Source organism: Streptomyces sp. NPDC045955 (genome assembly GCF_056430805.1).
Map to the genome: position 1 here is coordinate 290,994 of NZ_JBWKKY010000007.1, position 25,446 is coordinate 316,439.

Here is a 25,446-nt window from a genome sequence, read left to right on the forward strand (position 1 = left end):
ACCGGATGGGTGTCGAGATCTGTGTGGAAGGGCTGACCAAGTCCTTCGGCCACCAGGTCATCTGGCAGGACGTCTCGCTGACGCTGCCCGCCGGGGAGGTCTCGGTCATGCTCGGCCCCTCCGGCACGGGCAAGTCGGTGTTCCTCAAGACGCTCGTCGGTCTGCTCAAGCCGGAGCGCGGGTCGATCACGATCCAGGGCCGGGACATCACGAGGCTCCGCGAGCACGACCTGTACGAGGTGCGCAAGCTCTTCGGCGTGCTGTTCCAGGACGGCGCGCTGTTCGGCTCGATGAACCTGTACGACAACATCGCCTTCCCGCTGCGCGAGCACACCCGTAAGTCCGAGAGCGACATCCGGCGCATCGTGCTGGAGAAGATGGACATGGTCGGGCTGATCGGGGCGGAGGGGAAGCTGCCCGGTGAGATATCCGGCGGTATGCGCAAGCGCGCCGGGCTGGCCCGGGCGCTCGTCCTCGACCCCGAGATCATCCTCTTCGACGAGCCTGACTCAGGTCTCGACCCGGTCCGCGTGGCCTACCTCAACCAGCTCATCGTCGACCTCAACGCCCAGATCGACGCGACCTTCCTGATCGTCACGCACGACATCGCCTCGGCCCGCCAGGTGCCGGACAACATCGGGCTGCTGTTCCGCCGGGAGCTGGTGATGTTCGGGCCGCGCGAGGAACTGCTGGCCAGCGACGAGCCCGTCGTACGGCAGTTCCTGAACGGCCGGATGCAGGGCCCGATCGGCATGGCGGAGGAGAAGGACGCGGCGCAGGTCGAGCAGGAGCTCGCGCAGATCGACGACAGCGCGGGCGTTCCGGAGCCGGCTCCACGCCTGCTGCCGGGGCCGGGCATCGCCCGGTCACCCCGCTGGCAGGCGATCGCCCGGCGCGAGGCGGCGCTGCACCAGAAGGAGGTGGCCGGCGCGTGAGCCTGTCACCGGTGGGAGCGCTGCGGCACTCGGGCAGCCTCTTCGCGATGGCGCTGGACGTCGTCCGGACGATCCCCCGACGGCCTTTCCAAGCGCGGGAGTTCATCCAGCAGACGTGGTTCGTCGCGAGCGTCACCATTCTGCCGACGGCCCTGGTCTCCATCCCGTTCGGTGCGGTCATCGCGCTCCAGATCGGCAGCCTCACCCGGCAGCTCGGCGCCCAGTCCTTCTCCGGGGCCGCCTCCGTGCTCGCCGTGCTGCGGGAGGCCTCGCCGATCGTCACCGCGCTGCTGATCGCGGGCGCCGGCGGCACGGCGATCTGCGCCGACCTCGGGGCGCGGAAGATCCGCGACGAGATCGACGCGATGCAGGTCCTGGGCATCGACCCCATCCACCGGCTGGTCGTCCCCCGCGTGCTGGCGTCGATGCTGGTGGCGGTGCTGCTCAACGGCCTGGTGTCGGTGGTCGGCGTGGCGGGCGGCTACTTCTTCAACGTCGTTCTCCAGAACGGCACTCCCGGCGCCTACCTGGCCTCCTTCACCACCCTCGCCCAGCTCTCCGACCTGTGGGCGGCCGAGGTCAAGGCGCTGGTGTTCGGCGCGATCGCCGGGATCGTCGCCTCCTACAAGGGGCTGACCGCGAAGGGCGGTCCCAAGGGCGTGGGCGACGCGGTGAACCAGTCGGTGGTGATCACCTTCATGTTGCTGTTCGTGACCAACTTCGTGATGACCGCGGTGTACTTCCAGGTCGTCCCCCAGAGGGGTTAGCCGATGAGACTCATCGACCGCCCACTGAAGTCCCTAGAGGCGCTGGGCACCCAACTCTCCTTCTACGGCCGCTCGCTGGCCTGGACCGGCCGCACCCTGCGCCGCTACAAGAAGGAGATCCTGCGGCTGCTCGCCGAGGTGAGCTTCGGCCGGGGCGCGCTCGCCGTCGTGGGCGGCACGGTCGGCGTGATCGCCTTCCTGTCGTTCTTCACCGGCACGGAAGTGGGCTTGCAGGGGTACGCCGCGCTCAACCAGCTCGGCACCTCCAACTTCGTCGCGTTCCTCTCGGCGTACTTCAACACCCGTGAGATCGCTCCGCTGGTGGCCGGGCTCGCCCTCTCCGCGACCGTCGGCGCCGGGTTCACCGCGCAGCTCGGCGCGATGCGGATCAGCGAGGAGACCGACGCGCTGGAGGTCATGGGCGTGCCCTCGCTGCCGTTCCTCGTGACGACGCGGATGATCGCCGGGTTCGTGGCCGTCATCCCGCTGTACGTGATCGGCCTGCTGTCCTCGTACCTGGCCGCCCGCACCATCACCACCGGCTACTACGGGCAGTCCACGGGCACGTACGACCACTACTTCCAGCAGTACCTGCCCCCGGTGGACGTGTTGTGGTCCTTCGGGAAGGTGCTGGTCTTCGCCGTCCTGATCATCCTGGTGCACTGCTTCTACGGCTACTACGCGAGCGGCGGCCCGGCGGGCGTCGGCGTCGCGGTGGGCCGTGCGGTGCGGACCTCGATCGTGGCGATCAACGTCCTGGACTTCTTCCTGTCGCTGGCGATCTGGGGCGCCAGCACGACCGTACGGATCGCGGGGTGAGCCGCCGTATGAGGGTTCTGAGACTGCGGTTGTACGGCGTCGTCTTCATCGCCGTGCTCGCGTTGCTGCTGTCCCTGTCCGTCGCCGTCTACCGGCAGGCGTTCACGCCGGTCGTGCGGATCACGCTGGAGGCCGACAGCCTCGGCAACCAGCTCGATCCGCGCGCCGACGTCAAGCTGCGCGGGCTGCTGGTCGGCGAGGTGCGCGAGGTGCGGGCCGACGGGACGAAGGCGACGCTCGACATCGCGCTGAAGCCGGAGCACGTCGCCCAGATCCCGTCCGACGTGCACGCGCGCCTGCTGCCCAAGACGCTGTTCGGCGAGAAGTACGTCGACCTGGTCGCGCCGCGCGGCTCATCGGGCCGGCCCATCCGCGCCGGGGACGTCATCACCCAGGACCGCACCCGCGTCGGCATCGAGGTCCAGCAGCTGATGAACGACCTGCTGCCGCTGCTGCGGACCGTGCAGCCCGGCAAGCTCAACGCCACGCTCTCCGCGTTCGCCACCGCCCTGGAGGGCCGCGGCGACCGGATCGGTGACAACCTCACGCGAGTGGAGGCCTACCTGCGCCGCCTCAATCCGCACCTGCCGTCCCTGAAAGAGGACATCGCACGCTTCGCCGACGTCGCCGAGGTCTACGGCGACGCGGCGCCCGACCTGATGGAGATCCTGCGCAACACCGTCACCACCAGCCGGACGATCGTCGATCAGAAGGACCGGCTGGCGGCGGCGCTGACGACCACGGCGACCGTCGCGGGCACCGCCGAGGACTTCCTCGACACCAACGGCGACCGGCTGATCACCCTCGGCCGGGTCTCCCGCCCCACGCTGGAGCTGTTCGCCCGCTACTCGCCCCAGTACCCCTGTCTGCTGGCCGGCCTGGTCCGGCAGGAGAAGGCGTCCGAGGAGGCCTTCCGGGGCGGAAAGATGCACATCACGCTGGAGGTCGTACGGCCGCAGGGCGCGTACGAACCGGGTGAGGAACCGCGCTACGGCGAGCGGTCCGGCCCCAACTGCCGTGATCTGCCACATCCTCCGGTGCCGGCGCCCGGCGCCCACCTCGACGACGGTTCCAAGAAGGCGAGCTCGGCCTCGGGCGGTCCGCTCGGCGTCTCCGCCACCCGGGCCGAGCAGCGGGCCGTCGGCTCGCTCGTGGCGCCGGTGCTGGGCGTGCCCGCGGACGAGGTGCCGCCGGTCGCGACGCTGCTGTTCGGGCCGATGGCACGCGGGACGGCGGTGAGCGTCGCATGAGCACCGCAGGAGCCCGGCAGACCGCCGCCCCGCTGATCAAGTTCAGTCTCTTCGCGCTGGTGACGGTGGTGGCGACGGCCCTGCTCGCCGCCACCATCGTGAACATCTCCTTCACCCCCGAGCACGAGTACCGCGCGGTCTTCAGCGATGTCACCGGCCTGGAGGAGGGCGACGACATCCGGGTGGCCGGAGTGCGGGTCGGCGAGGTCGAGGGCATCCGGATCAAGGACCGGACGCTGGCCGAGGTCACCTTCACGGTCAGCCAGGACCGGCCGCTGCTCACCAGCACCGGTGCCGTCATCCGCTACCGCAACCTGGTCGGGCAGCGCTACGTCGCGCTCACCGAGGGCGCCGGCGACGGCACCCGGCTGCGCCCCGGCGGCACGATCCCGCTCGCGCGCACCCAGCCCGCCCTCGACCTGAACGCGCTGCTGAACGGCTTCAAGCCGCTGTTCGCCGCGCTCAGCCCGAAGGACGTCAACCAGCTCGCCACCGAGATCATCAAGACCCTCCAGGGCGAGGGCGGCACCGTCAACAGCCTGCTGACGCACACGGCGTCGCTCACCACGACACTGGCCGGCCGCGACAAGCTGATCGGCTCGGTGATCGACAACCTCAACACCGTGCTGAAGACGCTCGACAAGCGCGGCGCCCGCTTCTCCGGACTGCTCAAGCAGCTGCGCCGGGTCATCTCCGGCCTGTCCGCCGACCGCAAGCCCATCGGCCAGTCGCTGGTGAGCATCGGCGATCTGACGGAGGCCACCTCGGGCCTGCTGAAGGACGCGCGTCCGCCGCTGAAGGACGACATCGCGGAGCTGACCGACCTCACCGGGACGCTGAACGACAACGAGAAGACCGTGGAGGGCGTGCTGAAGCGGCTGCCGAACAAGCTGAACGAGCTGACGGGGACGGCGTCCTACGGCTCGTGGTTCAACTTCTACCTGTGCGACTTCGACGGCCGGATCGTGCTGCCGAAGACGAAGCAGGTGCTCACGCCCGAGATGCACGTGGCGAGGGCGAGGTGTGGGTCATGAGCCGCAAGCGCCGCCCGGAGCCGCTGGTCACGGTGCGGGTGGAACCGCCGAAGCTGCCTCGCGTGCGTCTGCCGGAGGTACGGCTCCTGCCGCGCCGCACGCCGCGTCCCCAGCCGCTGGTCAAGGTCCGGGTCGACCCGCCGAAGCTGCCTCGCGTGCGACTGCCGGAGGTACGGCTCCTGCCGCGCCGCACGCCGCGCCCGCAGCCGCTGATCAAGGTCCGGGTCGACCCGCCGAAGCTGCCGGGGATACGGCTGCGCCGTCCGCGCCTCGGCCCCTTCCGTGAGCGCAATCCCGTCGTCATCGGCGCCGTCGGACTCACCGTCCTCGCGCTGCTGACCGTGGCCGCGTTCAACGCCGACCGCCTTCCGGTGATCGGCGACGGAGAGACGTACAGCGCCGCCTTCGCGGAGGCGGGCGGTCTCAAGCCGGGCGACGAGGTGCGGATCGCCGGGGTCAAGGTCGGCAAGGTCGAGGAGGTCGACCTGGACGGCGACCACGTCAAGGTCACCTTCAAGATCAAGGGCGAGCCGGGGTTCGGCACCGAGACCGGCGCGTCGATCCGGGTCAAGACGATCCTCGGCGCGAAGTACCTCGCCCTGCACCCCAAGGGACGAGGCCAACTGGAGCCGGGCAGCGAGATCCCGCTGCGGCGGACCGTCCCCGCGTACGACGTCGTGCAGGCGTTCAGCGATCTCACCACCACGACGGAGAAGGTCGACACCGACCGGCTGGCCAAGGCCCTGGACACCATCTCCACCACCTTCGAGGACTCACCGCACGAGGTACGGGCGTCCATCAAGGGCCTGTCGAAGATCTCCCGGACGGTGGCCTCGCGCGACAAGGCCCTCGGGGAGCTCCTCGACCATGCGAACGGCGTGACGGGCGTACTCGCCGAGCGGTCGGGCGACTTCACCGCCCTGGTCGAGGACGGCGACAAGCTGTTCAAGGAGATCAGCAAGCGGCGGGCGGCGATCCACAAGCTGCTGAAGACCTCCGCCGCGCTCGGCATCGAGCTCTCCGGCCTGGTCCAGGACAACGAGAAGGAGATCGGGCCCGCGCTCAAGGGCCTCAACACCGTGGTGAAGATGCTCGAACGCAACCAAGCCGGCCTGGAGCGGAGCATCAAGCTCCTGGCCCCCTACGTACGGGTCTTCACCAACACCCTCGGCAACGGCCGCTGGTTCGACTCCTACGTCCAGAACCTGGTCGCCGCCCCGGTCGTGCCGCGGACGGGGACGGGAGGCGCGCGATGAGCAACCGCTGGAAGAAGCCCCTGGCCCTGCTGACCGCCCTGGCCGTGGTCGCCGCGCTGGCCTACGTCCTGTGGCCGCGGACCGAGCCGGCCCGCGTCACGGCGTACTTCCCCCGCACCGTCGGCATCTACCCCGGCTCGGACGTCCGCGTGCTGGGCGTGCGGATCGGCGAGGTCAAGAAGATCACGCCGGAGGGCGGCCGGGTGCGGGTGGAGCTGGAGTACGACGCGGACCGCAAGATCCCGGCAAACGCGCAGGCCGCGATCATCAACTCCTCTGTGGTCAGCGACCGTTACGTGCAGCTGCTGCCGGTGTACCGGAGCGGTCCGGTGCTGCGGGACGGCGACGAGATCCCCGAGTCGCGTACGGCCGTACCGGTCGAACTGGACCGCGTCTTCGACAGCCTGCACACCACGGCCGAGGCGCTCGGTCCCGAGGGCGCCAACAAGGACGGCGCCCTGTCACGGCTGCTCGGCGTCAGCGCCGACAACCTCGACGGCCAGGGGAAGAACCTCCACCGGACGGTCGAGGACCTCTCGGAGGCGGTCACCACTCTCTCCGACGGCCGCAAAGACCTGTTCGGCACCGTCCGCAACCTCCAGGTGTTCACGGCGGCGCTGGCGGCGGACGACAAGAGCGTGCGGTCGTTCAACAGCAGCCTCGCCAAGGTCGCCGAGCAACTTGCGGGCGAGCGCAAGGACCTGGCGGCGGCGCTCAAGAACCTCGGCACGGCCCTCGGTGACGTGTCCGCCTTCGTGAAGAAGAACAAGAAGTCCCTGACGTCGAACGTGGAGGGCCTGAGCAAGGTGACCAAGGTGCTCGTCACCCAACGGGCGGCGCTGGAGGAGCTGCTGGAGGTCGCGCCGACGGGCATGTCGAACCTGAACAACGCCTACAACCCCGCCGCCGGCACCCTCGACACCCGCAACAACCCCGACCACCCGCAGGATCCGGCCTCCCTGCTGTGCTCGATCCTGAAGACGACCGGGGACAAGACCGACTGCAAGGACCTGAGGGACCTCTTCGACTCCCTGCCCGAAGTGCCCGAAGTACCCGAGGGCGCCGCGGCCCCCGGCACGGTCGACCGCACCCTCGGCGGAATCCTGGGGGCACGCGCATGAGGCCACTGCGCAAGGGCGGGGCCGTCGCGTGGGCGGCCGTCGGGACGCTGCTGCTGTCCGGCTGCGAGTTCAACGGCTGGTACGACGTCCCGCTCCCCGGCGGAGCCGCCGCCGACGGCCACGCCTACCACGTCACCGTCGAGTTCCGCGACGTCCTCGACCTGGTGCCGCAGTCGGCGGTCAAGGTCGACAACGTCACCGTGGGCGCGGTGGAGAAGGTGGAGCTGGAGGGCTGGCACGCGAGGGTCCGCCTCCGGGTCGCCGACTCGGTGAAGCTGCCCGCCAACGCCGTGGCCGGGCTGCGGCAGACCAGCATGCTCGGCGAGAAGTACGTGGCACTGGCCGGGCCGCCGGAAGGCACGCCGGTCGGGCGGCTCCGCGACGGTGATGTGATCCCCCTGTCCCGCAGCAGCCGTAACCCGGAGGTCGAGGAGGTGCTGTCCGCGCTGTCCGCGCTGCTCAACGGCGGCGGCGTGGCCCAGCTCAAGACGATCACCACGGAGCTGAACAAGGCCCTGGAGGGCCGGGAGAACCGGGTCAAGTCCCTGATCGAGGAGCTCGACACCTTCATCGGCGGCCTGGACGACCAGCGCCGGGACATCGTCCGCGCGCTGAAGGCCGTGGACCGGCTGGCCAAACGGCTGGGCAAGGAGAAGACGACGATCGCCGACGCCGTCGACGCCATGCCGCCCGCCCTGAAGGTCCTGGCCGACCAGCGCCGCGACCTGACGAGGATGCTCACCGCCCTGTCCAAGCTGGGCAAAACCGGCACCAAGGTGGTCAACGCCTCCCACGAGGACACGGTCGCCAACCTCAAGCGGCTGCGGCCGATCCTGCGACAGCTCAACAAGGCGGGCAGCGACCTGCCCAACTCCCTGGAGCTGCTGACGACGTACCCGTTCCCGCGCAACGTGGTGGACGCCATCAAGGGTGACTACGTCAACCTGCACATCACGGCGGACCTCGACCTGCCCGGGATCTACGGCAACCTGACGGACGAGCCGGGCGGCGGGAACGGCGGGGACACACAGGTGCCGGAGCTTCCCGAGGCCCCGGACCTGCCGGACGTACCGGATCTCCCGGAGGCACCGGATCTCCCGGACGTGCCGAAGCCCACCGCGCTGCCGAGCGGTCCGAGCGTGCCGTCGGCCCCCGCGGGCGGCGACGACCCGCTGTGCCCGCCGGTGTGCACCGCCGGCTACGGCTCCGGCGGCCACCGCGGCGGGGGCGACTGGCCCGAGGGGATCGACCTCGAACTCGCCGAGCTGATGCTGAAGGGGGTCCAGCCGTGATCACCCGTATGGTCAAGGCGCAACTGATGGCCTTCGCCACCCTCACCGCCGTGGGGGTGTCGTACGTCGGCGCCGAGTACACGGGCCTGGTGGACGAGGTCCTGGACCGCGGCTACACCGTGCGGGCCGACTTCGCCGACTCCGGGGGCGTCTTCCCCGGCGCCGAGGTCACCTACCGCGGGGTGCCGGTGGGCAAGGTCGGCGCACTGCGCCTGACCGGCCCGGACGGCGTCTCGGTCGCGCTCGACATCGAGGACGGGGCGCCGCGCATCCCGGCGGACACGCTGGCAGTGGTGGCGAACCGTTCGGCGGTGGGCGAGCAGTACGTCGACCTCCAGCCCCGCACCTCCCGCGGCCCGTACCTGCTGGACGGCAGCACGATCCCGCGCGAGAGCACGCGGGTGCCGCTGTCGACGACGGACATGGTCCTCAGCCTGGACCGCCTGGTGAACTCGGTCGGCAAGGACGACCTGGGCGTCACGGTCGACGAGCTGGGCAAGGCGTTCGCCGGTACGGGCCCGAACCTGAGCCGCCTGGTGGACTCGGGCAACACCCTGGTCGAGTCGGCGTCCGAGGCGCTGCCGGAGACGATCGCCCTGATCGAGGACTCACGCAAGGTCCTCAAGACGCAGGCCGACCAGGGCTCGTCGATCAAGTCGTTCGCGCGTGATCTGGCGGCGCTCTCGGCCCAGTTGAAGGCGAGCGACGGGGACCTGCGCAAGCTGATCGGCAACGCGCGGCCGGCGGCGCAGGAGCTGAACTCGCTGCTGAAGTCGACCGGGCCGCAGCTGTCGGTCCTGCTGGCCAACCTGATCAGCGGCGGCCAGGTCACGCTGGCCCGTCTCCCCGGCGTCGAGCAGGCCCTGGTCACCTTCCCGCTGATGGTCGCGGGCAGCTACACGGTCGTCCCGGGCGACGGCACCACCCACTTCGGCCTGGTGCTGAACGCCGACGACCCGCCGGCCTGCACCCAGGGGTACGGCACGGCACGCCGCGACCCCGCGGACACCAGCACACGCGAGGCGAACACCGACGCCCGCTGCACGCTCCCGCGCGGCAGCCAGTCGTCGGTACGGGGCGCGCAGAACGCCCCTGGCGCGTCGACCGCAGGCGGCGGCGCGAACCAGGCGGCGTACGTCACCCCGTACGACCCGGAGACCGGTACCACCACCGGCCCGGACGGAAGGAACGTCGAGATCGGCTCGACGGGCGGCCAGCAGGCCGTGTTCGGAAAGGAGTCGTGGCAATGGCTGCTCGTTGGCCCCGTGGCATGAGGCCGGTGCGACCCGGAGTGCTGACGGCGGGACTCGTCGCGGCGACCGTCGGCACCACAGCACTGGCGCTCTGGCTGGCCTTCGGCCTCTACGAACAGCGCGAGGCGGACCAGCGACGCCAGGGCATCCTGGCCGCCGCCCGCCAGTCGGCGCTGAACTTCACCTCCCTCGACTACCGGCACTACGACCGCGACAGCGCGAACGTACTGGCGGGCGCGACCGGCGAGTTCAAGAAGCAGTTCACCGCGCAGACGGACCAGTTGACGAAGCTGGTGGCCCAGAACAAGTCCGTGTCGCAGGGCCAGGTCCTGGAGGCGGGCATCGTCCGCTCCGACGAGGACTCGGCCCGGGTACTGGTGGTCGCCGACAGCAAGGTGACCAACACCGCCGCGCCCGAGGGGGAGGCGCGCACGTACCGGCTCCAGCTCGACCTCGTGCACAAGGACGGCCGCTGGCTGACGTCCGACGTCGAGTTCGTCGGCTGACCCACGGGCCGATCCGCAGACCGGCAAACACCGACGAGGAGCACGAGGAGTACCACCATGCCGAAGACGACCACCGGCCGCGCCCCCGGCCCCGGCACCCGCCGCACCATGACGGCGGCCGCCCGCGCGGCGGCGAAGCGCGCGGAGCGCGGCCACCGTGAAACGGGCGCGGCGACGGCCGGCGACGAGCGGTCCCCGCGCCGGGCCGAGCGGCCACGTGCCGGACGCACCGTCCTCGTCGAGGCCCCGAAGAACGGCTGGGACGACCCGCCGGAGCCGTCGCCGGAGTCGTTCGAGGAGGACGGGCCACAGGACCGGAGCGAGCCCGGCCCCGGCGGCCGTCGGAGGCCGCTCACCCTGGTCCTGGCCGTCCTGCTCGTCGTCGGCCTGGTCGCGCTCGCCGCCCTGGGACGGCAGTACCGCGACGGCCGCCTGACGGAGACCGCCCGGACCGAGGCGCTCGCGGCCGCGCGCGAGGCGGCGCCGATCGTCCTGTCGTACGACTACCGCCGCCTGGACAAGGACTTCTCCAGGGCCCGTGCCCACCTGACCGGCGACTTCCGCGACGAGTACGGCAGGACCACGAAGACCGTGGTCGGCCCCACGGCCGAGAAGTACCACGGCGTGGTGAAGGCCACGGTCGCCGCACCCGCCACCGGCGGCACCCCGGCCGCCTCCGTCGTCTCGGCCTCCCCCGACAAGGTCGTGGTCCTGCTCTTCGTCAACCAGGTCACCGAGAGCACCCAGGTCTCGGGGGCCCGAGTGGACCAGAACCGGGTGCGGATGACGATGAACCGCACGGGCGACGGGTGGAAGGTGAGCGCGGTGGACGCGCTGTGAAGGCGGCTCCGCCTCGGATCAGCCCGCTGCCGAGGCCAGTGACCGCTCCCGCACCCGCTCCAGATGCCGCCCGAACACCTCCCGCGCCTCGGGCGTCAGCGTCCGCAGCGCCATCAGTGCCGTGATGACGACGTCGCACAGCTCCGACTGCACGTCGTCCCAGGTGTGGGTCACGCCCTTGCGCGGGTTCTGGCCGGTCGCGCCGATGACCGCCTCGGAGACCTCGCCGACCTCCTCGGACAGTTTCAGGATGCGCAGGAGCAGGCCCTCGCGGCCCTCGACCGGGCGGTGGGTGTCGAGCCACTCGGACAGGGTGTCGATGGTGGTCCACAGGTCGGGCACGGGCGGCGTGTGATCACTCATGGGCGGCAGCCTGCCACGAGGGTCTGACAGTGCCCCCTGCCGCTGCTACTCCAAGAACTCCTCTTCGAACAGCGCGTCCTGCTCGCCCTCCTTCGCCTTCCGCAGCCGCCGGGCCCGCGCCCCCACGATCAGCGCCGTCCCCGCCGCCGTCGCCGCGAACGCCGCCGGGATCATCCAGCCGCGGTTCACGGCGTGCCCGAGCGCGTGGTCCAGGGAGAGCCGGCCCGGGCCGGTGACGGCGAGGCCCGCGGCCGTGAGGCCCAGTGTCGCCGCGTACTCGTAGCCGCCGCTCTGGTTGAAGAAGCCGTTCGGCGCGTGCACCGCCGCCGCGCCCGCCATCGCACCGGCCGCCGCGGCCCCGGCCGCCGGTGTGGCGAGGCCCAGGGCCAGCAGCGTGCCGCCGCCGGTCTCGGCGAGGCCCGCCGCCGTCGCGCTCGCCTTGCCGGGGGCGTAGCCGACGGACTCCATGAACTGGCCGGTCCCCTCGATGCCGTGCCCGCCGAACCAGCCGAACAGCTTCTGCGTGCCGTGCGCGGCCAGCACACCGCCCGTCCCCAGCCGGAGGAGCAGCAGGCCCAGATCACGTCGGTCGTAACGCCTCACGTCGTCTCCCGGAGCAGACAGCAGGAACAGAACATCCCCCCGTCGCGTTTCCACCGTCGCACCCCTGACACCCCCCGACACGCGGCGGACTCGCCCGGGACGCCGTTCGGGTGGCACCGGTGGCGTGGTCCGGCGGCCGGTACGAGGCTGACTGGCATGACGATTCAGACCACGCGTCTCAGCGATCCGGCCGTCCGCGCCTTCGTGACCGCCGTGAACAACCACGACCGCGAAGCCTTCATGGCGCTTCTCGCACCGGGCGCGACCATGGCGGACGACGGCTCCGAGCGCGACCTCGCCGACTGGGTCGACCGGGAGATCTTCTCCTCCCACGGCCACCTGGAGGTCGACAACGAGTCCAACGGCGGCCGTGCCCTCATCGCCCACTACAGCAACGACACCTGGGGCGAGATGCGCACCCGGTGGAGCTTCACCGTGGACGACGACGGCAGGATCTCCCGCTTCGAGACCGGCCAGGCCTGAAAACCCACCCCGCCGCGGGCCTTGTGTTCGAGTGCACTCCAACTCCTAGCCTCCCGGGCATGGAAACCACACGGCAGCTCGGACGCAGCGGCATCGAGGTGAGCGCCCTCGGCTTCGGCTGCTGGGCGATCGGCGGGGAATGGCAGGACACGGACGGGCAGCCGCTCGGCTGGGGCAAGGTCGACGACGAGGAGTCGGTGCGGGCGGTGCGGCGCGCCCTCGACCTGGGCGTCACCTTCTTCGACACCGCCGACACCTACGGCGCCGGACACAGCGAACGTGTGCTCGGCCGGGCCCTCGGCAAGCGCAGGGCCGAGGTCATCGTAGCCACCAAGTGGGGCAACGTGTTCGACGAGGACACCCGGACCCGCACCGGCGGCGACGCCTCCCCGGACCACCTGCGCCGCGCCCTGACCGCGTCCCTGGACCGGCTCGGCACCGACTACGTCGATCTCTACCAGTTCCATCTCTCCGACGCGGACACCGAGCAGGCCGCCCTGCTCCGGGACGCGTGCGAGGAACTGGTCCGCGAGGGGCTGATACGGGCCTACGCGTGGAGCACCGACGACCCCGCACGCGCCGCCGTGTTCGCCGAGGGACCGCACTGCGCCGCCGTCCAGCACACGCTCAACGTCCTGCAGGACGCGCCCGCGATGATCCGGCTGTGCGAGGAGGCGGGCCTGGCGAGCATCAACCGCAGTCCGCTCGCCATGGGGCTGCTCACCGGCAAACGCCGGGCCCGGCAGCCGCTGGAGGCCGGTGACATCCGCAGCAGGCCCCCGGCCTGGCTCCAGGGTTTCGGTGACGGATCCGGCGCCGACCCGGAGTGGCTCGCCCGCATCGACGCCCTCAAGGACGTCCTCACCAGCGGGGGCCGCACGCTCGGCCAGGGCGCCCTGGCCTGGTTGTGGGCACGCAGCCCGCGCACGATTCCCATCCCGGGCTTCCGTTCGGTCGCCCAGGCGGAGGAGAACGCGGCGGCGCTGGAGAAGGGGGCACTGACCGGCGCGCAGCTGGCCGAGGTCGACCGGCTGCTCGGGCGGTGACCGCCCGGCGCCGGGCGGTGTCCGGGATCGCGCCGGGCAACCGTGGTCCTTGCGGGACCTTGGGCGAGTCTTTGAACGTTCCGTGCACGCCCAGGTGGTTCCGCTTCGTAACGTCGCGGGATGTGTGACTCAGCCCGGCTGTCCAGACGTTCCGTGCTCGCCCTGGCCATGGCCGCCCCGGTCGCCGCCGCCGCACCGGCCCGGGCCTCCGGGCCCGTGCTCGGCGGCGACCGCCTCGGCGCTGACGCGGTGCAGGCGGGCCGCACCACCGGACTGCCCGCAAGGCTGACCGCCCGGTCCTGGCTGGTCGCCGACCAGGACAGCGGCGAGGTGCTGGCCGCCTACCGGGCGCACCGGCGGCTGCCGCCCGCGTCCACGCTGAAGATGCTGTTCGCCGACACGGTGCTCGACCGGTTCCCGCCCGGCAGCCGGCACACCGTCACCGCCGCCGACCTCGCCGGCATCCCGGCGGGCTCCAGCCTCGTCGGCATCCGGGCCGGCACCACGTACACGGTCCGCCAGCTCTGGCAGGGCGTCTTCCTGCGCTTGGGGAACGACGCCGTGCACGTCCTCGCCCATATGAACGGCGGTGTGGCGAGGACCGTCGCCGACATGCGGGCCAGGGCGCGGGAACTCCAGGCCCTCGACACGCACGTGGTCAGCCCGGACGGCTTCGACCACCCGGGGCAGCTGTCCTCGGCGTACGACCTGACGCTCTTCGCCCGGTACGGACTGCGGGACCCCGGCTTCCGCGCCTACTGCCGTACGAGAACGGCCGACTTCCCGGCCGCCGGCGCCAAGACGTTCCAGATCCAGAACACCGACCGGCTGCTGGGCGGGGCGTGGGGCCTGCGGGCGTATCCGGGGCTGATCGGTGTGAAGAACGGCTACACGACCCGCGCCGGCAACACCTTCACCGGCGCCGCCACGCGGGCCGGACGCACCCTGCTCGTCACCGTCATGCACCCCGCCGACAGGGCCGACGCCGTCTACGAGGAGGCCGCCGCTCTGCTGGACTGGGGTTTCGCGCAGGGTGCGTCGGCACGGGCGGTGGGCACGCTGGTCGAGCCGGTGAGCGCGGGGCAGGGGGCACAGCCGGCACCCAGGCGCGGGATCGCCGCCGCCGGTACGGTCGAGCGCGGACCCTCGGCGGGGCGGCTGGCGGAAGGCGCCGGCACCGCGGTCGCGCTCCTGGCGGGCGGGGCCTGGGCGCTGCGCCGGCGCGGGGCGCGACGGCCCGCGAGGGGACGGCACCGCGAATGAAGCCCACCAGCCGTGCGGCACCCCGCCCTTGACGTTTGCGGCAGTCGTTCCACGCGCACCGGTGCGTACCCCGCGGTCCCACGCGGGGTCCACCCCCACCCGGTCCTGTGGAACGACTGCCGCCCACCCCCCTGGATGTGGCCGACGGAAGCTGTCTGCTCCAACTGTGAAGCTTTCGTGTAGGAGATTTGAGCATAGGCGCCCGACCGGCCGCAATGGGGCGGACGTTCGTATTCCGTTTGTGCAGGTTGACGAGTTGACGAATGCCGCTCCGGGATCAGCCGCGCCCGACGTACGGCATCGCCGTGGCCAGTACGGTCGCGAACTGCACATTCGCCTCCAGCGGCAGCTCCGCCATGTGCCGGACCGTGCGGGCCACGTCGGCGACGTCCATGACCGGTTCCGGGGCGACCTCGCCGTTCGCCTGCAGGGCTCCCGTCTGCATACGGGCCGTCATGTCGGTCGCCGCGTTGCCGATGTCGATCTGCCCGACGGCGATCCGGTACGGCCGCCCGTCCAGCGACAGGGACTTGGTCAGACCGGTCAGCGCGTGCTTGGTCGCGGTGTAGGCCACCGAATGGGGGCGGGGTGCGTGCGCGGAGATCGAACCGTTGTTGATGATCCGCCCGCCCTGCGGCTGCTGCTCCTTCATCTGCCGGTACGCCGCCTGCGCGCACAGGAACGCACCGTTGAGGTTGGTGTCCACCACGTGCCGCCACGCCTCGTAGGGCAGCTCCTCGACCGGCACGCCGCCGGGCCCGAACGTGCCCGCGTTGTTGAACAGCAGGTCCACCCGCCCGAAGTGCTCGACGGTGGCGGCGAACAGGGCGGTCACGTCCTCGGGCCGTGAGACGTCCGTCCGCACGGCGAGCGTGGCACCCTCGGGCACCAGGGCCGCCGTCTCCTCCAGCGTCTCGGCCCGCCGACCCGCCAGCGCCACCGACCAGCCGGCACGGAGCAGTTCCACGGCGACCGCGCGGCCGATGCCGGAGCCCGCTCCGGTCACCACCGCGATACCGGTTTGCTGCGCACCCGTTCGCTTCGCGTCCATGGGCCCGCAGCGTACGGGAGGGGCCGATATCCGGAACTCGTCCGTCAGCCGTCGGGTGCCGGGTGCGGGTCCGGCAGGCTCACGCCGGTGTGAGTTCGGCCATGAGGTCCTCGTCCGGTGTCTCGCCCGGGTAGCGGACGCCGACGCGGTCCCGGATCGCGTCGAGCGTCCGCATCACGGCGAGCGTGCCGTCGAGCGGGACGAGCGGGGACTCGGTCTCGCCGGCGCGCACGGCACGCATCACCTCGGCCGCCTCGTGACGGAGGCTGTTGCGGGGTCCGTCCGCCGGGTCGGCCGTGAACTCCTCGGGGTCACGGCCGTCCCGGTGCAGCACGAAGCGGTCCGGGAAGAAGAAGCCGTGCGGGATGTCGATGCGTCCCTGCGAGCCGGTGACCGAGGCGGAGGTCGCCGTGCCGCCGACGATGGAGCAGTGCACCGAGCCGAGAGCGCCGCTCTCCCAGGAGAGCAGCGCTCCCGTCTGGAGATCGACGCCCTCCTCGGAGAGCACCGCTCTCGCGGCGATGTCCGACGGCTCACCGAGCAGCAGCTGCGCGAACGACACCGGATACACGCCGAGATCGAGCAGCGCGCCCCCGCCCAGCTCCGGGTTCCGCAGCCGGTGCGAGGGCGGGAACGGCCCGGCCAGCCCGAAGTCGGCCTGGACCGTGCGCACTTCGCCGATCGCGCCGTCGTCGACCAGCGACTTCAGCCGCCGCACCAGCGGATTGCAGTACATCCACATCGCCTCCATCAGGAAGCGCCCGTGCTCCCGCGCCAGCGCGACGAGTTCCGCCGCCTCGCGCACGTTCAGCGTGAACGGCTTCTCGCACAGCACGTTCCGCCCGGCCGCCAGACACAGACCGGCGGCGGCCCGGTGCGCGGTGTGCGGGGTGGCGACGTAGACGACATCGATGTCCTCGTCCCGCGCGAACGCGTCCCAGTCGCCGTACGCCCGGGGAATCCCGAACCGCTCCGCGAACGTCCGCGCGGACGCCTCCGACCGGGACGCCACCGCCACGACCTCGGCGTCCGGCAGGTCGATCAGGTCCGCGGTGAACGCGCCCGCGATCCCCCCGGTCGCCAGGATGCCCCACCGCACCGTGTCCGCCGTCATTCCCGCCCCGCCTTCACCTCGTAACCCGAGCAGCCAGTACGAGCTGAGAGCATAGGTGGCGATCGACTCGAAAAGGGAGGGACTCATGCCCGAGGGTGGGGCGTCCATACCGAACACCGCGCAGGGGGCCGCAGCCGGGGCGGAGCCCCCCGGCCTCACAGCGCACCGCCGCACCGGGCTCCTGGTCACCTTCCTCCTCGGCAGCCTGACCGCCGTACCCCCGCTGGCGATGGACATGTACCTCCCGGCCCTGCCGGAGGTCACCCGCGCCCTGCACGCGCCCGCCGCGACCGTCCAGCTCACCCTCACCACCTGCCTGGCCGGCATGGCGCTCGGCCAGCTCGTCGTCGGGCCGATGAGTGACCGGTGGGGCCGCCGCCGCCCGCTGCTCGCCGGGCTCGGCGTCTTCGTCGTCGCCACCGTCCTGTGCGCGCTCGCGCCCACCGTCGAACTCCTCGTCGCCTTCCGGCTGGCACAGGGCCTCGCGGGCGCGGCCGCCATCGTCATCGCCCGCGCCGTCGTCCGCGACCTGTACGACGGCATGGCCATGGCCCGTTTCTTCTCCACCCTCATGCTGATCTCCGGGGTCGCCCCGATCGTCGCGCCGCTCATCGGCGGGCAGGTCCTGCGCGTGACGGACTGGCGGGGCGTGTTCGCCGTCCTCACGGCCATCGGCATCCTGATCGGGGTCCTGGTCTGGGCGAGGCTGCCCGAGACCCTGCCGCCCGCGCAGCGCCACAGCGGCGGCGTCGGCGAGGCCCTGCGCGCGATGCGCGGCCTGCTCGCCGACCGCTCGTTCGCCGGATACACCCTCACCGGCGGTTTCGCCTTCGCCGCCCTCTTCGCCTACATCTCCGCGTCCCCCTTCGTCATCCAGGAGATCTACGGCGCCTCCCCGCAGACGTTCAGCCTGCTGTTCGGCGTCAACTCGGTCGGGCTCGTCCTCGTCGGCCAGATCAACGGCAAGATCCTGGTCGGCCGGGTCAGCCTGGACCGGGTCCTGGGGACCGGCCTGACCATCGTCATCACCGCCGCGACCGCGCTGCTGCTGATGTCCCTGGGCGTCTTCGGCGAGGTCGGCCTCGCGCCCGTCGCCATCGCCCTGTTCGTCCTGATGTCCGCGATGGGCATCACCCTGCCCAACACCCAGGCACTCGCCCTGATGCGCACCAAGCACGCCGCCGGCTCCGCGTCCGCCCTGCTCGGCACGTCGTCGTTCCTCATCGGCGCGATCGCCTCCCCGCTCGTCGGCGTCGCCGGGGAGGACACGGCCGTCCCGATGGCCGTCGTCCAACTGGCCGCCGCCCTGGTGGCACTGGCCTGCTTCGTGGGAATGTGCCGACCCTGGAAGACGGACGAGAATCCGGACGGGAAGACGGGAGAGAATCCGGACCGGAAGACGGCCGGGGAAACGGGCGGGAACACGGCCGGGGAAACGGACGGGAAGACGGACGGCAGGCGCGCGAGCGTGGAGGGAGCAGGGAGCTGAGCGCACCACGACTGCGCCACGGCACGCCGGAACGGGCCGGGCTCGACCGCGGGGAACTGCGTCACCTGGTCCGGGAGGTCCACGTCCTCACCACCGGGCAGCGCCCCTGGGCGCCGGGCGCGGTCCTGGTCGTCGGCCGCGGCCCGGTGATCGCGGTCGAGGAGGCGGCGGGCTGGGCCGTGCGGTACTCGGCCTACGACGAGGACACCGACACCGGCGTGGAACTGCCCGTCGAGGACCGGGTCCCGATGACCGTCGACACCCCCTTCGACCTGGCGTCCCTGACCAAACTGTTCACGGCCGTGGCCGCCGTGCAGCAGATCGAGCGCGGCACCCTGGGCATCGACGCGCGGGTGGGGGCGTACCTGCCGGACTTCACGGCGGCCGCCCGGCACGGCATCACCGTGCGGCAGCTGCTCACCCACACCTCCGGGCTGCGGCCCGACCTCCCGCTGTACGACTGCGCCGACGACGCCGGGCGGCTGGCCGCGTTGCAGGCGGAGGCGCCGGTCGGGGCACCGGGCACGTACCGCTACTCCGACCTGAACATGCTGCTCCTCCAGCACCTCCTGGAACGCCTCACCGGCCGCACGCTCGACGTCCTCTTCCGCGACGGCATCACCCGGCCGCTGGGCATGACGGCGACGGAGTTCGGGCCGTGCCCCGGAGCGGCGGCGACGGAGGACCAGCGGCGGCCGTGGGCCAAGGCGGACCGGGGCATGCTGCGGGGCGAGGTGCACGACGAGAACGCCTGGGCGCTGGGCGGCGTGGCGGGCCACGCGGGCCTGTTCTCCACCGGACGGGACCTCGCGGTGTTCTGCCGCACCCTCCTCGCCGGCGGCTCCTACGGCCCCGCCCGCATCCTCGGCCCCGACTTCGTCGAACTCCTCTTCACCCCGCCCGGCCTGGGCTTCTCCCTCGACCAGCCGTGGTTCATGGGCGACCTGGCGGGACGCGGCGCGGCGGGCCACACGGGCTTCACGGGCACGTCCCTCGTCCTCGACCCGGCGACGGACACGTTCCTCATCCTCCTCACCAACGCGGTCCATCCACGCCGCCGCCACCCGGACAGCGCGCCGAGGGCGGCGGCGGGGTCGCGGGTGGCGCGGGCGGTGCGGGGGCTGTGAGAGGGGGAGCGCTGATGTGCGGAGCGCTCTCCGGCCAGTGCGGGTCGGTGGCGAGGACCCGGTCCGGACGGGTGGGCCTTTGGGCTCGGGGCCCTCGTAGAATCGCCGGGTGAACGCCCCCGCACCCCCGGCCGAAACCCTCCGCGCCGCCCTCGCCGGTCTGCTCGACGGGCTGCCGCCCCGGCAGGCCGCGCAGGCGGTCGAGCGGCTGATCGCCAGCTACCGCGGGGCCACCCCGACCGACGCGCCGATCCTGCGGGACCGGGCGGATGTGGCCGCCTACGCGGCTTACCGGATGCCCGCGACCTTCGAGGCAGTGCGGTCGGCGCTGGAGGCGTTCGCCGAGGCCGCGCCCGCGTGGGCGCCCGGATCGCACACCGACGTCGGCGGCGGTACGGGCGCGGCGGCCTGGGCCGTGAGCGCGACCTGGGGCGGGGAGCGGCCCGTCACCGTGCTCGACTGGGCCGAGCCCGCGCTCGCCCTGGGGCGGGAGATCGCCGCGGCCGACCCGGCCCTGCGGGACGTACGGTGGCAGCGCTCTCGGATCGGAGCGGCGCTCACCCTGGAGAGCACTGATCTCGTCACCGTCTCCTACGTCCTCAACGAGCTGACCGCCCCCGACCGCGTCGCGCTCGTCGATGCCGCCGCGACCGCGGCCCAGGCTGTGGTGATCGTCGAACCCGGCACTCCCGACGGCTACGCCCGTGTCATCGAGGCCCGCGACCGGCTGGTCGGCGCCGGCTTCCACGTCGCAGCGCCCTGCCCGCACAGCGCCGCCTGCCCCATCGCACCGGGCACGGACTGGTGCCACTTCTCCGCCCGGGTCAGCCGTTCCTCCCTGCACCGCCAGGTCAAGGGCGGCTCCCTCGCCTACGAGGACGAGAAGTTCAGCTACGTCGCCGCCGCCCGCTTCCCCGTCACCCCGGCACCCTCCCGTGTCGTGCGGCGCCCGCAGATCCGCAAGGGCCAGGTCCTCCTCGACCTGTGCGAGACCGAACCGTCCCTGCACCGCACCACCGTCACCAAACGCCACGGCGACCTCTACAAGGCGGCACGCGACGCGGACTGGGGCGACGCCTGGCCACCGGCACCATGATCGGGGACTTCTGTCAGGTACGCATAAGATCAACTCCGCGCCTTCGGGCGTGAGCAATGCGCACCACAGAAACGGGAGGAACCTTTGAAGAAGCTTCTGATCGCCCCGGTGGCGGTGGCGGCCCTGGCCCTGGCCGGGATCGTGCCGAGCGCCTCCGGCACCGCGACCGTGCGGAACGACGACATGGCCACCATGGCGGCCACGGCGAAGTGCAAGAGCCTCACGGCACTGTCGAACGTCAATGTGCGCAAGTCGGCCAGCACCAAGTCGACCATCCTGCGCCTCTGGTACAAGGGCACCAAGGGCTGCGACATCAAGGGCGTCGACGGCGGCTCGTACAAGAACGCCTGCGGGATCAAGAGCTACCACTACTGGCGCAAGGTCAACTACCGCGGCACCGTGGGCTACGTGCCCAACGTCTGCGTGAAGTACTCCTGACCGGCCCAGCGGGCCAACGCCTCCTCCGCCGACGCCCGGTCGGCGGGGGACAGGCCGGCGATGTCGGCGCCGTGATTGCCGCCCGGTACCCACAGGACCCGTGAGTCGGCCCCGCCGGGCCGGAAGTGCTCGGCCACGGAGGGGTCCTGGGTGCCGTAGACGAACAGCAGCCGGCTGCCGCGGCGGCGGACCCAGCGGTCGATGTCCGGCATGGCCGCCGGGTCGAAGACCATGGGGATGTCCCTGGGGACGAAGGTGCGCGCCTCGATGGCGTCCGGGTGCCGCAACAGATCCGCCAGGTGGGCCGTGGGGACGCTGCCGTACCCCAACTGCGTGCCGATCTGGTACCAGTACGGGACGTAGTGCTGCGCCGTCCTGTCGGCGTACAGGGACAGGCCGGCGGTGTCGTCCAGCCACGCGTACAGCTCGTCGGCCGTCGCCCCCGGGCCCGGAATCGCGGCGATGTCGGCCGCCGTCCCGCGCTGCCAGAACATGAACGGGGCGCGCAGCACGGCGATTTCGAGCGCCTTGTCGGCGCTGCCGACGATACGGAAGGTGTCGCCGGCGGCGGCCGCCCAGGCCTCGTAGCGGGCTACCATCTCCGCCCGGTTCAGCAGGATGCGCCGCTGGACGGCGTCGAGGGCCTCGCGGGCGGCGGGGGTGCCGACCGTCTCCAGGAAGCGGACGTAGGCGGAGTCCTCGCGGTCGTCGACGTTGTTCGGGGCTCCGTAGACCACCGTGCCGTCCACGTCGTGGGGATGGAAGCGGCGGTGGTAGACGCTCGCCATGCCGCCCTTGCTGCCGCCGGTGGAGATCCACGCGCCCGGGTAGAGCCGGCGGAAGAGGCGGACGACGCGGTGGTGGTCGTCTGCGGCCTGGCGGATCGTGAGGTGCTCGTAGCCGAGGCCGGGCGGGCGTGAGGTGCCGAAGTAGCGGTGCTCGACCTGGAGTTGGTTCGCGCCCAGCAGGACCGTCGCCTCCGTGCGCCGGGGCTTGAGGGCCGCTTGGTAGCCCGTGCTGAACAGCACCGTGGGCCGGTCGGCGGCGGTGTGCAGCAGGGTGAGGCGCTGCTCGAAGGTGCCGGCCGCGGGGTTCGTGTGGTCGACCGGCTGGCGCAGGCCGAGGACGAAGTGCCGGTAGCCCGGTTCGGCGTCCTGCCGCTCCTCGATCAGCCGCAGTCCGGGCAGCGCCCGCAACGCGTCCGCGATGTCGCCGGTACCGGGACGGGCCGTTCCGGCCGCCGCCCGGGCGGGCAGGGCCGCCGTCGCGGCCAGACCCGCCGCCGAGAGGGCCGTCGCCGCCGAGGTGAGCAGTCGTCGTCTCGTCCACACGCGCATCGTGTTTCCTCCCGGGGGTCCGTCTGTCCGTCTGTCGCGGTGTCACGACCGCTTCAGTACATCCGCCGGACGTCCCGGGAGGATCCCGCGCGCGAGGGGACCGTCTCCCCCGGGCGGGGGAGGCTCACGACGACGTGTCGGTCGTACGGTCCTCCTGTCCTTCCTGCTGCTGTCGTTTCTCCTGGAGTTTGCGCAGCAACTCGCGCTTGTGGGCCTGTGGATCGAGGCCGCCGCCGATCCGGCCGCGCCTGCCGCCGCCGCGCAGCGCCTCGCGGCCGAGCTTCTGGCGCGATCCGCCGACACCCAGCAGGTTTCCGGCTCCGCCTCGGGTCATGTGGGGCTCCTTTCCCGACTCTCCTTCGCGACGAGACGGTTCGTCTCGTGCACGGTGCTCCACTGTCCGCGAGACGCTCCGTCTTGTCAACCTGATAAGTTCGAGCCATGGCCGCACAGAAGTCCGCCCAGCCCGCCCCCGGCAAGCCCGCCCCCGACGCCTCCCGGCGCAGCGAGAAGTCGCGTCGTGCCATCTACGACGCCGCCCTCGCGCTCGTCGTGGAGGTCGGTTATCCGAAGACGACCATCGAGGGCATCGCCGCCCGCGCCGGCGTCGGGAAGCAGACGATCTACCGCTGGTGGTCGTCGAAGGCGGACGTGCTGATGGAGGCGTTCCTGGACCTGGGCGAGCAGTCCCTGCGGGAAGCGGGGCCGGTGCCGTACGCCTTCCCCGACACCGGCGACCTCGCCGCCGACGTCAAGGGCGTCCTGCGCGCCACCGTCGACCAGTTGCGCGACCCGAGGTTCGAGGCGCCGTCCCGCGCGCTGGCCGCCGAGGGCGTCGTGAACGAGCAGCTCGGCCGCGAACTCGTGGCCAAGCTGATGCAGCCCTCACTCGACCTCTACATCGGCCGGCTGCGCGCCGCCCAGGACGCCGGGCAGGTGCGCCCCGGCGTCGACCCGCGCATCGCCCTGGAGCTCTTCGTCTCGCCGCTGGCCCAGCGCTGGCTCCAGCACACGGGCCCGATCTCCTACGAGTACACCGACACCCTCGTCGACTACGCCCTTCACGGCCTCGCGCCGCGCTGAGGGCCGCGCCCAGTGCCCTGCCGGCCGGTCCGCGCGAGGCGCCCCGGCGCGTCCGTGATCACCCCGTCGCAGCCCAGCGCCAGGACCCGGTCCCGCTGCGCGTCCGTCACCACCGTGTGCGCCCACACCCGCCGGATCCCCGACTTCACCGCCCGCGCGAGATCCGCGTCACGCGCCCGGTGGTCCACGTCCAGCAGGTCCACGTACGACCGCCAGCGTTCCGGGCGGTCGGTGCGCAGCTGCCGTGCCGAGCGCCACAACTGCGTGAGCAGGCCGAGGCGGTGGACGCGCCGGGCCACCTCGGGGTCGTTGGAGTTCACGAACACCGAGCGGGTCAGGCCACGGGCCCGGATCAGCCCGGCCAGCCGGCCGAGGCTGCGCGGGTCCTTCGCCTCCAGCATCAGCACGATCCGCCCGCCGAGGCGGTCCAGCACCTCGGCGACCGTCGGCGGCCGTTCCGACCGCCAGCTGCCGGGCAGCGCGTCCTTCGGGCGCAGCCGTACGCCCCGCCACTCCCGGGCGTCGAGGCCGCGCACCTCGCCGCCGAGGTAGGTGGTGCGGTTCAGGGTCTCGTCGTGGAACACCACGGGCGTCCCGTCGCGCAGCAGCCGGGTGTCGAAGTCCAGGACCTGCGCCGTACCGCGTTCGTAGGCGGTCACCAGCCCCGTCATGCTGTTCTCCGGGACCTCACGGGCGCCGCCGCGGTGGGCGACGTAGGTGATCCGGGGGAGCGCCGCCACGGTCAGGGGGCCGGTGCCCCACTCCAGCGGGCGGGTGCGCCACTCCAGCGGACGGAGCCCCTCCGCTGGGCGGATGCCCGCAGGCAGGGCCGGGGCGGCGCCGGCCGGTCCCGTGAGGGTCAGCGAGACCACCGAAACCGCTGAGGCGAGGCCCGTCAGCGCGATCCTTGTGACCATGGCGACCACGGTAGGGGGCCATGTCACGGCAAAGCGGGCAATGACACCCGATCACGGTGCGGAGTACCTCTCGCCCCACGGGCATATGCCTCGCCCCACCGGTACCCGTCTCGGCCCCCCTGCCCCGGATGTGGGCACTGGCCCCCCGGCGCGCGGCAAGATGGGACCATAAGGCATGCTGTTCCGCACGACAGCGAGGCGAGGGGATAGATGAGCGCGGAGTACGGCGGCAGGACCGGCCTACAGGGCAAACTCACCCAGTGGCTGCGCGCCGGGCGCCGGCCCAAGGAGACCGCCGGTGACGGCGGCCGGGAGGCCCTGCTGCTCGCCGCCGCCGGAGCGGGACTGCCGCTCGCGCCCGCGGCCCACCCGGCCGGATACCGCTGCTCCTGCGAACGCGTCGGCTGTCCCACCCCGGCCCGGCACCCGGTGTCCTTCGCCTGGCAGACGCAGTCGACCACCGACCGCGCCCAGATCGAACGCTGGGCCCGCCATCAGCCGCAGGCCAACTTCATCACCGCGACCGGCATGGTGCACGACGTCCTCGACGTGCCCCTGGATGCCGGTCGCAGTGCGTTGGAGCGGCTGCTCGCCGCCGGCGTCGAGGTCGGGCCCGTCGCCGAGAGCGACGACGGACGCATGCTGTTCTTCACCCTCACGCGCGGCACGCCCGAGGACGAGGACGAGTGGTGGCCGTGCGAACTGGACTGCCACCCCGAGACGATGGACGAGCACCCCGGGCTGCGGTGGCACTGCCGCGGCTCCTACGTCCTCGTACCGCCGGCGCGGCTGCCCGGCGAGGACCAGACGGTGCACTGGGTGCGCGGGCCCGAGCATCCGCTGCCGGATCCGCTGACCCTGCTGGAGACGCTGACCGAGGCCTGTGCCCGGTACGGCGGTGAGGAAGCCGACCACGCCGGGGCGGCCTGGCCGCTGCGGCACTGAGCCGACCCCGCTTCGCCC

General features: G+C 72.1%; 27 protein-coding genes. 20 read left to right on the plus strand and 7 right to left on the minus strand.

All coding sequences use genetic code 11. From position 1 onward, the window contains the following. The first annotated feature begins 5 nt into the window (after window positions 1-5). The 11 genes from AC07F0_RS17230 to AC07F0_RS17280 all read left to right on the plus strand — a co-directional run bounded on the left by AC07F0_RS17230 (window position 6) and on the right by AC07F0_RS17280 (window position 11,073). Window positions 6-935, plus strand: coding sequence for an ABC transporter ATP-binding protein (locus tag AC07F0_RS17230; RefSeq protein ID WP_478979695.1), 930 nt, complete (start codon window positions 6-8; stop codon window positions 933-935). Further along, window positions 932-1,702, plus strand: coding sequence for an MlaE family ABC transporter permease (locus AC07F0_RS17235; RefSeq protein WP_010036858.1), 771 nt, complete (start codon window positions 932-934; stop codon window positions 1,700-1,702). The genes AC07F0_RS17230 and AC07F0_RS17235 overlap by 4 nt, the downstream gene beginning before the upstream one ends. Before the next feature lie 3 nt (window positions 1,703-1,705). Next, a complete protein-coding gene (locus AC07F0_RS17240) occupies window positions 1,706-2,521 on the plus strand; it encodes an MlaE family ABC transporter permease (protein WP_020270085.1) in 816 nt (271 codons plus the stop codon). Between the two features lie 8 nt (window positions 2,522-2,529). After that, window positions 2,530-3,771, plus strand: a complete 1,242-nt coding sequence (locus tag AC07F0_RS17245) for an MCE family protein (protein ID WP_478979697.1) — start codon at window positions 2,530-2,532, stop codon at window positions 3,769-3,771. Beyond that, on the plus strand, window positions 3,768-4,805 hold the full coding sequence (locus AC07F0_RS17250; protein WP_436726711.1) for an MCE family protein: 1,038 nt from the start codon (window positions 3,768-3,770) through the stop codon (window positions 4,803-4,805). The genes AC07F0_RS17245 and AC07F0_RS17250 overlap by 4 nt, the downstream gene beginning before the upstream one ends. Before the next feature lie 248 nt (window positions 4,806-5,053). After that, window positions 5,054-6,061 carry an MCE family protein gene (locus tag AC07F0_RS17255; protein WP_478979922.1) on the plus strand — a complete coding sequence of 336 codons (1,008 nt, stop codon included), beginning with the start codon at window positions 5,054-5,056 and terminating at the stop codon, window positions 6,059-6,061. Next, window positions 6,058-7,182: an MCE family protein gene (locus tag AC07F0_RS17260; protein ID WP_478979699.1), complete on the plus strand. Its 1,125-nt coding sequence runs from the start codon at window positions 6,058-6,060 to the stop codon at window positions 7,180-7,182. The genes AC07F0_RS17255 and AC07F0_RS17260 overlap by 4 nt, the downstream gene beginning before the upstream one ends. Then, on the plus strand, window positions 7,179-8,474 hold the full coding sequence (locus tag AC07F0_RS17265; RefSeq protein ID WP_478979701.1) for an MCE family protein: 1,296 nt from the start codon (window positions 7,179-7,181) through the stop codon (window positions 8,472-8,474). Before AC07F0_RS17260 ends, AC07F0_RS17265 begins: the two co-directional genes overlap by 4 nt. Further along, window positions 8,471-9,748 (plus strand): MCE family protein, encoded by a 1,278-nt coding sequence (locus AC07F0_RS17270; RefSeq protein WP_478979702.1) that lies wholly within the window; start codon window positions 8,471-8,473, stop codon window positions 9,746-9,748. Before AC07F0_RS17265 ends, AC07F0_RS17270 begins: the two co-directional genes overlap by 4 nt. Beyond that, the gene (locus AC07F0_RS17275; protein ID WP_478979704.1) at window positions 9,745-10,233 is read left to right on the plus strand and encodes a hypothetical protein; all 489 of its coding nucleotides are present in this window, start codon (window positions 9,745-9,747) and stop codon (window positions 10,231-10,233) included. The genes AC07F0_RS17270 and AC07F0_RS17275 overlap by 4 nt, the downstream gene beginning before the upstream one ends. 57 nt (window positions 10,234-10,290) lie before the next feature. Further along, window positions 10,291-11,073: a hypothetical protein gene (locus AC07F0_RS17280; RefSeq protein WP_478979706.1), complete on the plus strand. Its 783-nt coding sequence runs from the start codon at window positions 10,291-10,293 to the stop codon at window positions 11,071-11,073. A gap of 18 nt (window positions 11,074-11,091) precedes the next feature. On the opposite strand, the gene AC07F0_RS17285 is transcribed toward AC07F0_RS17280, so the two are convergent. Beyond that, window positions 11,092-11,436, minus strand: a complete 345-nt coding sequence (locus AC07F0_RS17285; RefSeq protein ID WP_478979708.1) for a MazG-like family protein — start codon at window positions 11,434-11,436, stop codon at window positions 11,092-11,094. 45 nt (window positions 11,437-11,481) lie between these two features. Next, window positions 11,482-12,039, minus strand: coding sequence for a DoxX family protein (locus AC07F0_RS17290; protein WP_478979710.1), 558 nt, complete (start codon window positions 12,037-12,039; stop codon window positions 11,482-11,484). A 156-nt stretch (window positions 12,040-12,195) separates the two neighbouring features. Here AC07F0_RS17290 and AC07F0_RS17295 point away from each other — a divergent pair, with 156 nt between their 5' ends. The 3 genes from AC07F0_RS17295 to AC07F0_RS17305 all read left to right on the plus strand — a co-directional run bounded on the left by AC07F0_RS17295 (window position 12,196) and on the right by AC07F0_RS17305 (window position 14,831). After that, complete coding sequence (locus AC07F0_RS17295; protein WP_478979711.1) at window positions 12,196-12,522, plus strand: nuclear transport factor 2 family protein; 327 nt, start codon at window positions 12,196-12,198, stop codon at window positions 12,520-12,522. A gap of 59 nt (window positions 12,523-12,581) precedes the next feature. After that, a complete protein-coding gene (locus AC07F0_RS17300) occupies window positions 12,582-13,568 on the plus strand; it encodes an aldo/keto reductase (RefSeq protein ID WP_478979713.1) in 987 nt (328 codons plus the stop codon). Window positions 13,569-13,688: 120 nt separating this feature from the next. Further along, window positions 13,689-14,831: a D-alanyl-D-alanine carboxypeptidase family protein gene (locus AC07F0_RS17305; protein WP_478979715.1), complete on the plus strand. Its 1,143-nt coding sequence runs from the start codon at window positions 13,689-13,691 to the stop codon at window positions 14,829-14,831. A gap of 277 nt (window positions 14,832-15,108) precedes the next feature. Here AC07F0_RS17305 and AC07F0_RS17310 read toward each other — a convergent pair whose 3' ends face one another. Both AC07F0_RS17310 and AC07F0_RS17315 read right to left on the minus strand, forming a co-directional pair. Then, window positions 15,109-15,882 carry an SDR family oxidoreductase gene (locus tag AC07F0_RS17310; protein ID WP_478979717.1) on the minus strand — a complete coding sequence of 258 codons (774 nt, stop codon included), beginning with the start codon at window positions 15,880-15,882 and terminating at the stop codon, window positions 15,109-15,111. Window positions 15,883-15,961: 79 nt separating this feature from the next. Beyond that, window positions 15,962-16,996, minus strand: a complete 1,035-nt coding sequence (locus AC07F0_RS17315) for a Gfo/Idh/MocA family protein (protein ID WP_478979924.1) — start codon at window positions 16,994-16,996, stop codon at window positions 15,962-15,964. A gap of 85 nt (window positions 16,997-17,081) precedes the next feature. On the opposite strand from AC07F0_RS17315, the gene AC07F0_RS17320 reads away from it, so the two are divergent. From AC07F0_RS17320 to AC07F0_RS17335, 4 genes are all read left to right on the plus strand, one after another. Then, complete coding sequence (locus AC07F0_RS17320) at window positions 17,082-18,485, plus strand: multidrug effflux MFS transporter (protein WP_478979719.1); 1,404 nt, start codon at window positions 17,082-17,084, stop codon at window positions 18,483-18,485. 11 nt (window positions 18,486-18,496) lie between these two features. Next, window positions 18,497-19,612 carry a serine hydrolase domain-containing protein gene (locus AC07F0_RS17325; RefSeq protein ID WP_478979926.1) on the plus strand — a complete coding sequence of 372 codons (1,116 nt, stop codon included), beginning with the start codon at window positions 18,497-18,499 and terminating at the stop codon, window positions 19,610-19,612. A gap of 109 nt (window positions 19,613-19,721) precedes the next feature. Further along, the gene (locus AC07F0_RS17330) at window positions 19,722-20,708 is read left to right on the plus strand and encodes a small ribosomal subunit Rsm22 family protein (RefSeq protein WP_478979721.1); all 987 of its coding nucleotides are present in this window, start codon (window positions 19,722-19,724) and stop codon (window positions 20,706-20,708) included. 84 nt (window positions 20,709-20,792) lie between these two features. Further along, window positions 20,793-21,146, plus strand: coding sequence for a hypothetical protein (locus AC07F0_RS17335; protein ID WP_478979723.1), 354 nt, complete (start codon window positions 20,793-20,795; stop codon window positions 21,144-21,146). On the opposite strand, the gene AC07F0_RS17340 is transcribed toward AC07F0_RS17335, so the two are convergent. Then, window positions 21,113-22,483, minus strand: coding sequence for a S28 family serine protease (locus AC07F0_RS17340; RefSeq protein ID WP_478979725.1), 1,371 nt, complete (start codon window positions 22,481-22,483; stop codon window positions 21,113-21,115). The two genes, AC07F0_RS17335 and AC07F0_RS17340, sit on opposite strands and share 34 nt — an antisense overlap. Before the next feature lie 124 nt (window positions 22,484-22,607). Beyond that, a complete protein-coding gene (locus AC07F0_RS17345; protein WP_478979726.1) occupies window positions 22,608-22,817 on the minus strand; it encodes a DUF6243 family protein in 210 nt (69 codons plus the stop codon). A 107-nt stretch (window positions 22,818-22,924) separates the two neighbouring features. On the opposite strand from AC07F0_RS17345, the gene AC07F0_RS17350 reads away from it, so the two are divergent. Next, window positions 22,925-23,566, plus strand: coding sequence for a TetR/AcrR family transcriptional regulator (locus tag AC07F0_RS17350; RefSeq protein WP_478979728.1), 642 nt, complete (start codon window positions 22,925-22,927; stop codon window positions 23,564-23,566). Here AC07F0_RS17350 and AC07F0_RS17355 read toward each other — a convergent pair. After that, a complete protein-coding gene (locus AC07F0_RS17355; RefSeq protein WP_478979730.1) occupies window positions 23,545-24,483 on the minus strand; it encodes a glycerophosphodiester phosphodiesterase in 939 nt (312 codons plus the stop codon). The two genes, AC07F0_RS17350 and AC07F0_RS17355, sit on opposite strands and share 22 nt — an antisense overlap. A gap of 210 nt (window positions 24,484-24,693) precedes the next feature. Here AC07F0_RS17355 and AC07F0_RS17360 point away from each other — a divergent pair, with 210 nt between their 5' ends. Then, window positions 24,694-25,428, plus strand: coding sequence for a bifunctional DNA primase/polymerase (locus tag AC07F0_RS17360; RefSeq protein ID WP_478979732.1), 735 nt, complete (start codon window positions 24,694-24,696; stop codon window positions 25,426-25,428). The last annotated feature ends 18 nt before the right edge of the window (window positions 25,429-25,446 follow it).

What these genes read in the sequence shown, in the direction of transcription:
- AC07F0_RS17230 (WP_478979695.1), top strand. Translation starts at nt 6, where the DNA reads ATGGGTGTCGAGATCTGTGTGGAAGGGCTGACCAAGTCCTTCGGCCAC.
- AC07F0_RS17240 (WP_020270085.1), top strand. Translation starts at nt 1,706, where the DNA reads ATGAGACTCATCGACCGCCCACTGAAGTCCCTAGAGGCGCTGGGCACC.
- AC07F0_RS17245 (WP_478979697.1), top strand. Translation starts at nt 2,530, where the DNA reads ATGAGGGTTCTGAGACTGCGGTTGTACGGCGTCGTCTTCATCGCCGTG.
- AC07F0_RS17250 (WP_436726711.1), top strand. Translation starts at nt 3,768, where the DNA reads ATGAGCACCGCAGGAGCCCGGCAGACCGCCGCCCCGCTGATCAAGTTC.
- AC07F0_RS17260 (WP_478979699.1), top strand. Translation starts at nt 6,058, where the DNA reads ATGAGCAACCGCTGGAAGAAGCCCCTGGCCCTGCTGACCGCCCTGGCC.
- AC07F0_RS17265 (WP_478979701.1), top strand. Translation starts at nt 7,179, where the DNA reads ATGAGGCCACTGCGCAAGGGCGGGGCCGTCGCGTGGGCGGCCGTCGGG.
- AC07F0_RS17275 (WP_478979704.1), top strand. Translation starts at nt 9,745, where the DNA reads ATGAGGCCGGTGCGACCCGGAGTGCTGACGGCGGGACTCGTCGCGGCG.
- AC07F0_RS17280 (WP_478979706.1), top strand. Translation starts at nt 10,291, where the DNA reads ATGCCGAAGACGACCACCGGCCGCGCCCCCGGCCCCGGCACCCGCCGC.
- AC07F0_RS17285 (WP_478979708.1), bottom strand. Translation starts at nt 11,436, where the DNA reads ATGAGTGATCACACGCCGCCCGTGCCCGACCTGTGGACCACCATCGAC.
- AC07F0_RS17295 (WP_478979711.1), top strand. Translation starts at nt 12,196, where the DNA reads ATGACGATTCAGACCACGCGTCTCAGCGATCCGGCCGTCCGCGCCTTC.
- AC07F0_RS17300 (WP_478979713.1), top strand. Translation starts at nt 12,582, where the DNA reads ATGGAAACCACACGGCAGCTCGGACGCAGCGGCATCGAGGTGAGCGCC.
- AC07F0_RS17305 (WP_478979715.1), top strand. Translation starts at nt 13,689, where the DNA reads ATGTGTGACTCAGCCCGGCTGTCCAGACGTTCCGTGCTCGCCCTGGCC.
- AC07F0_RS17310 (WP_478979717.1), bottom strand. Translation starts at nt 15,882, where the DNA reads ATGGACGCGAAGCGAACGGGTGCGCAGCAAACCGGTATCGCGGTGGTG.
- AC07F0_RS17315 (WP_478979924.1), bottom strand. Translation starts at nt 16,996, where the DNA reads ATGACGGCGGACACGGTGCGGTGGGGCATCCTGGCGACCGGGGGGATC.
- AC07F0_RS17320 (WP_478979719.1), top strand. Translation starts at nt 17,082, where the DNA reads ATGCCCGAGGGTGGGGCGTCCATACCGAACACCGCGCAGGGGGCCGCA.
- AC07F0_RS17340 (WP_478979725.1), bottom strand. Translation starts at nt 22,483, where the DNA reads ATGCGCGTGTGGACGAGACGACGACTGCTCACCTCGGCGGCGACGGCC.
- AC07F0_RS17345 (WP_478979726.1), bottom strand. Translation starts at nt 22,817, where the DNA reads ATGACCCGAGGCGGAGCCGGAAACCTGCTGGGTGTCGGCGGATCGCGC.
- AC07F0_RS17350 (WP_478979728.1), top strand. Translation starts at nt 22,925, where the DNA reads ATGGCCGCACAGAAGTCCGCCCAGCCCGCCCCCGGCAAGCCCGCCCCC.
- AC07F0_RS17355 (WP_478979730.1), bottom strand. Translation starts at nt 24,483, where the DNA reads ATGGTCACAAGGATCGCGCTGACGGGCCTCGCCTCAGCGGTTTCGGTG.
- AC07F0_RS17360 (WP_478979732.1), top strand. Translation starts at nt 24,694, where the DNA reads ATGAGCGCGGAGTACGGCGGCAGGACCGGCCTACAGGGCAAACTCACC.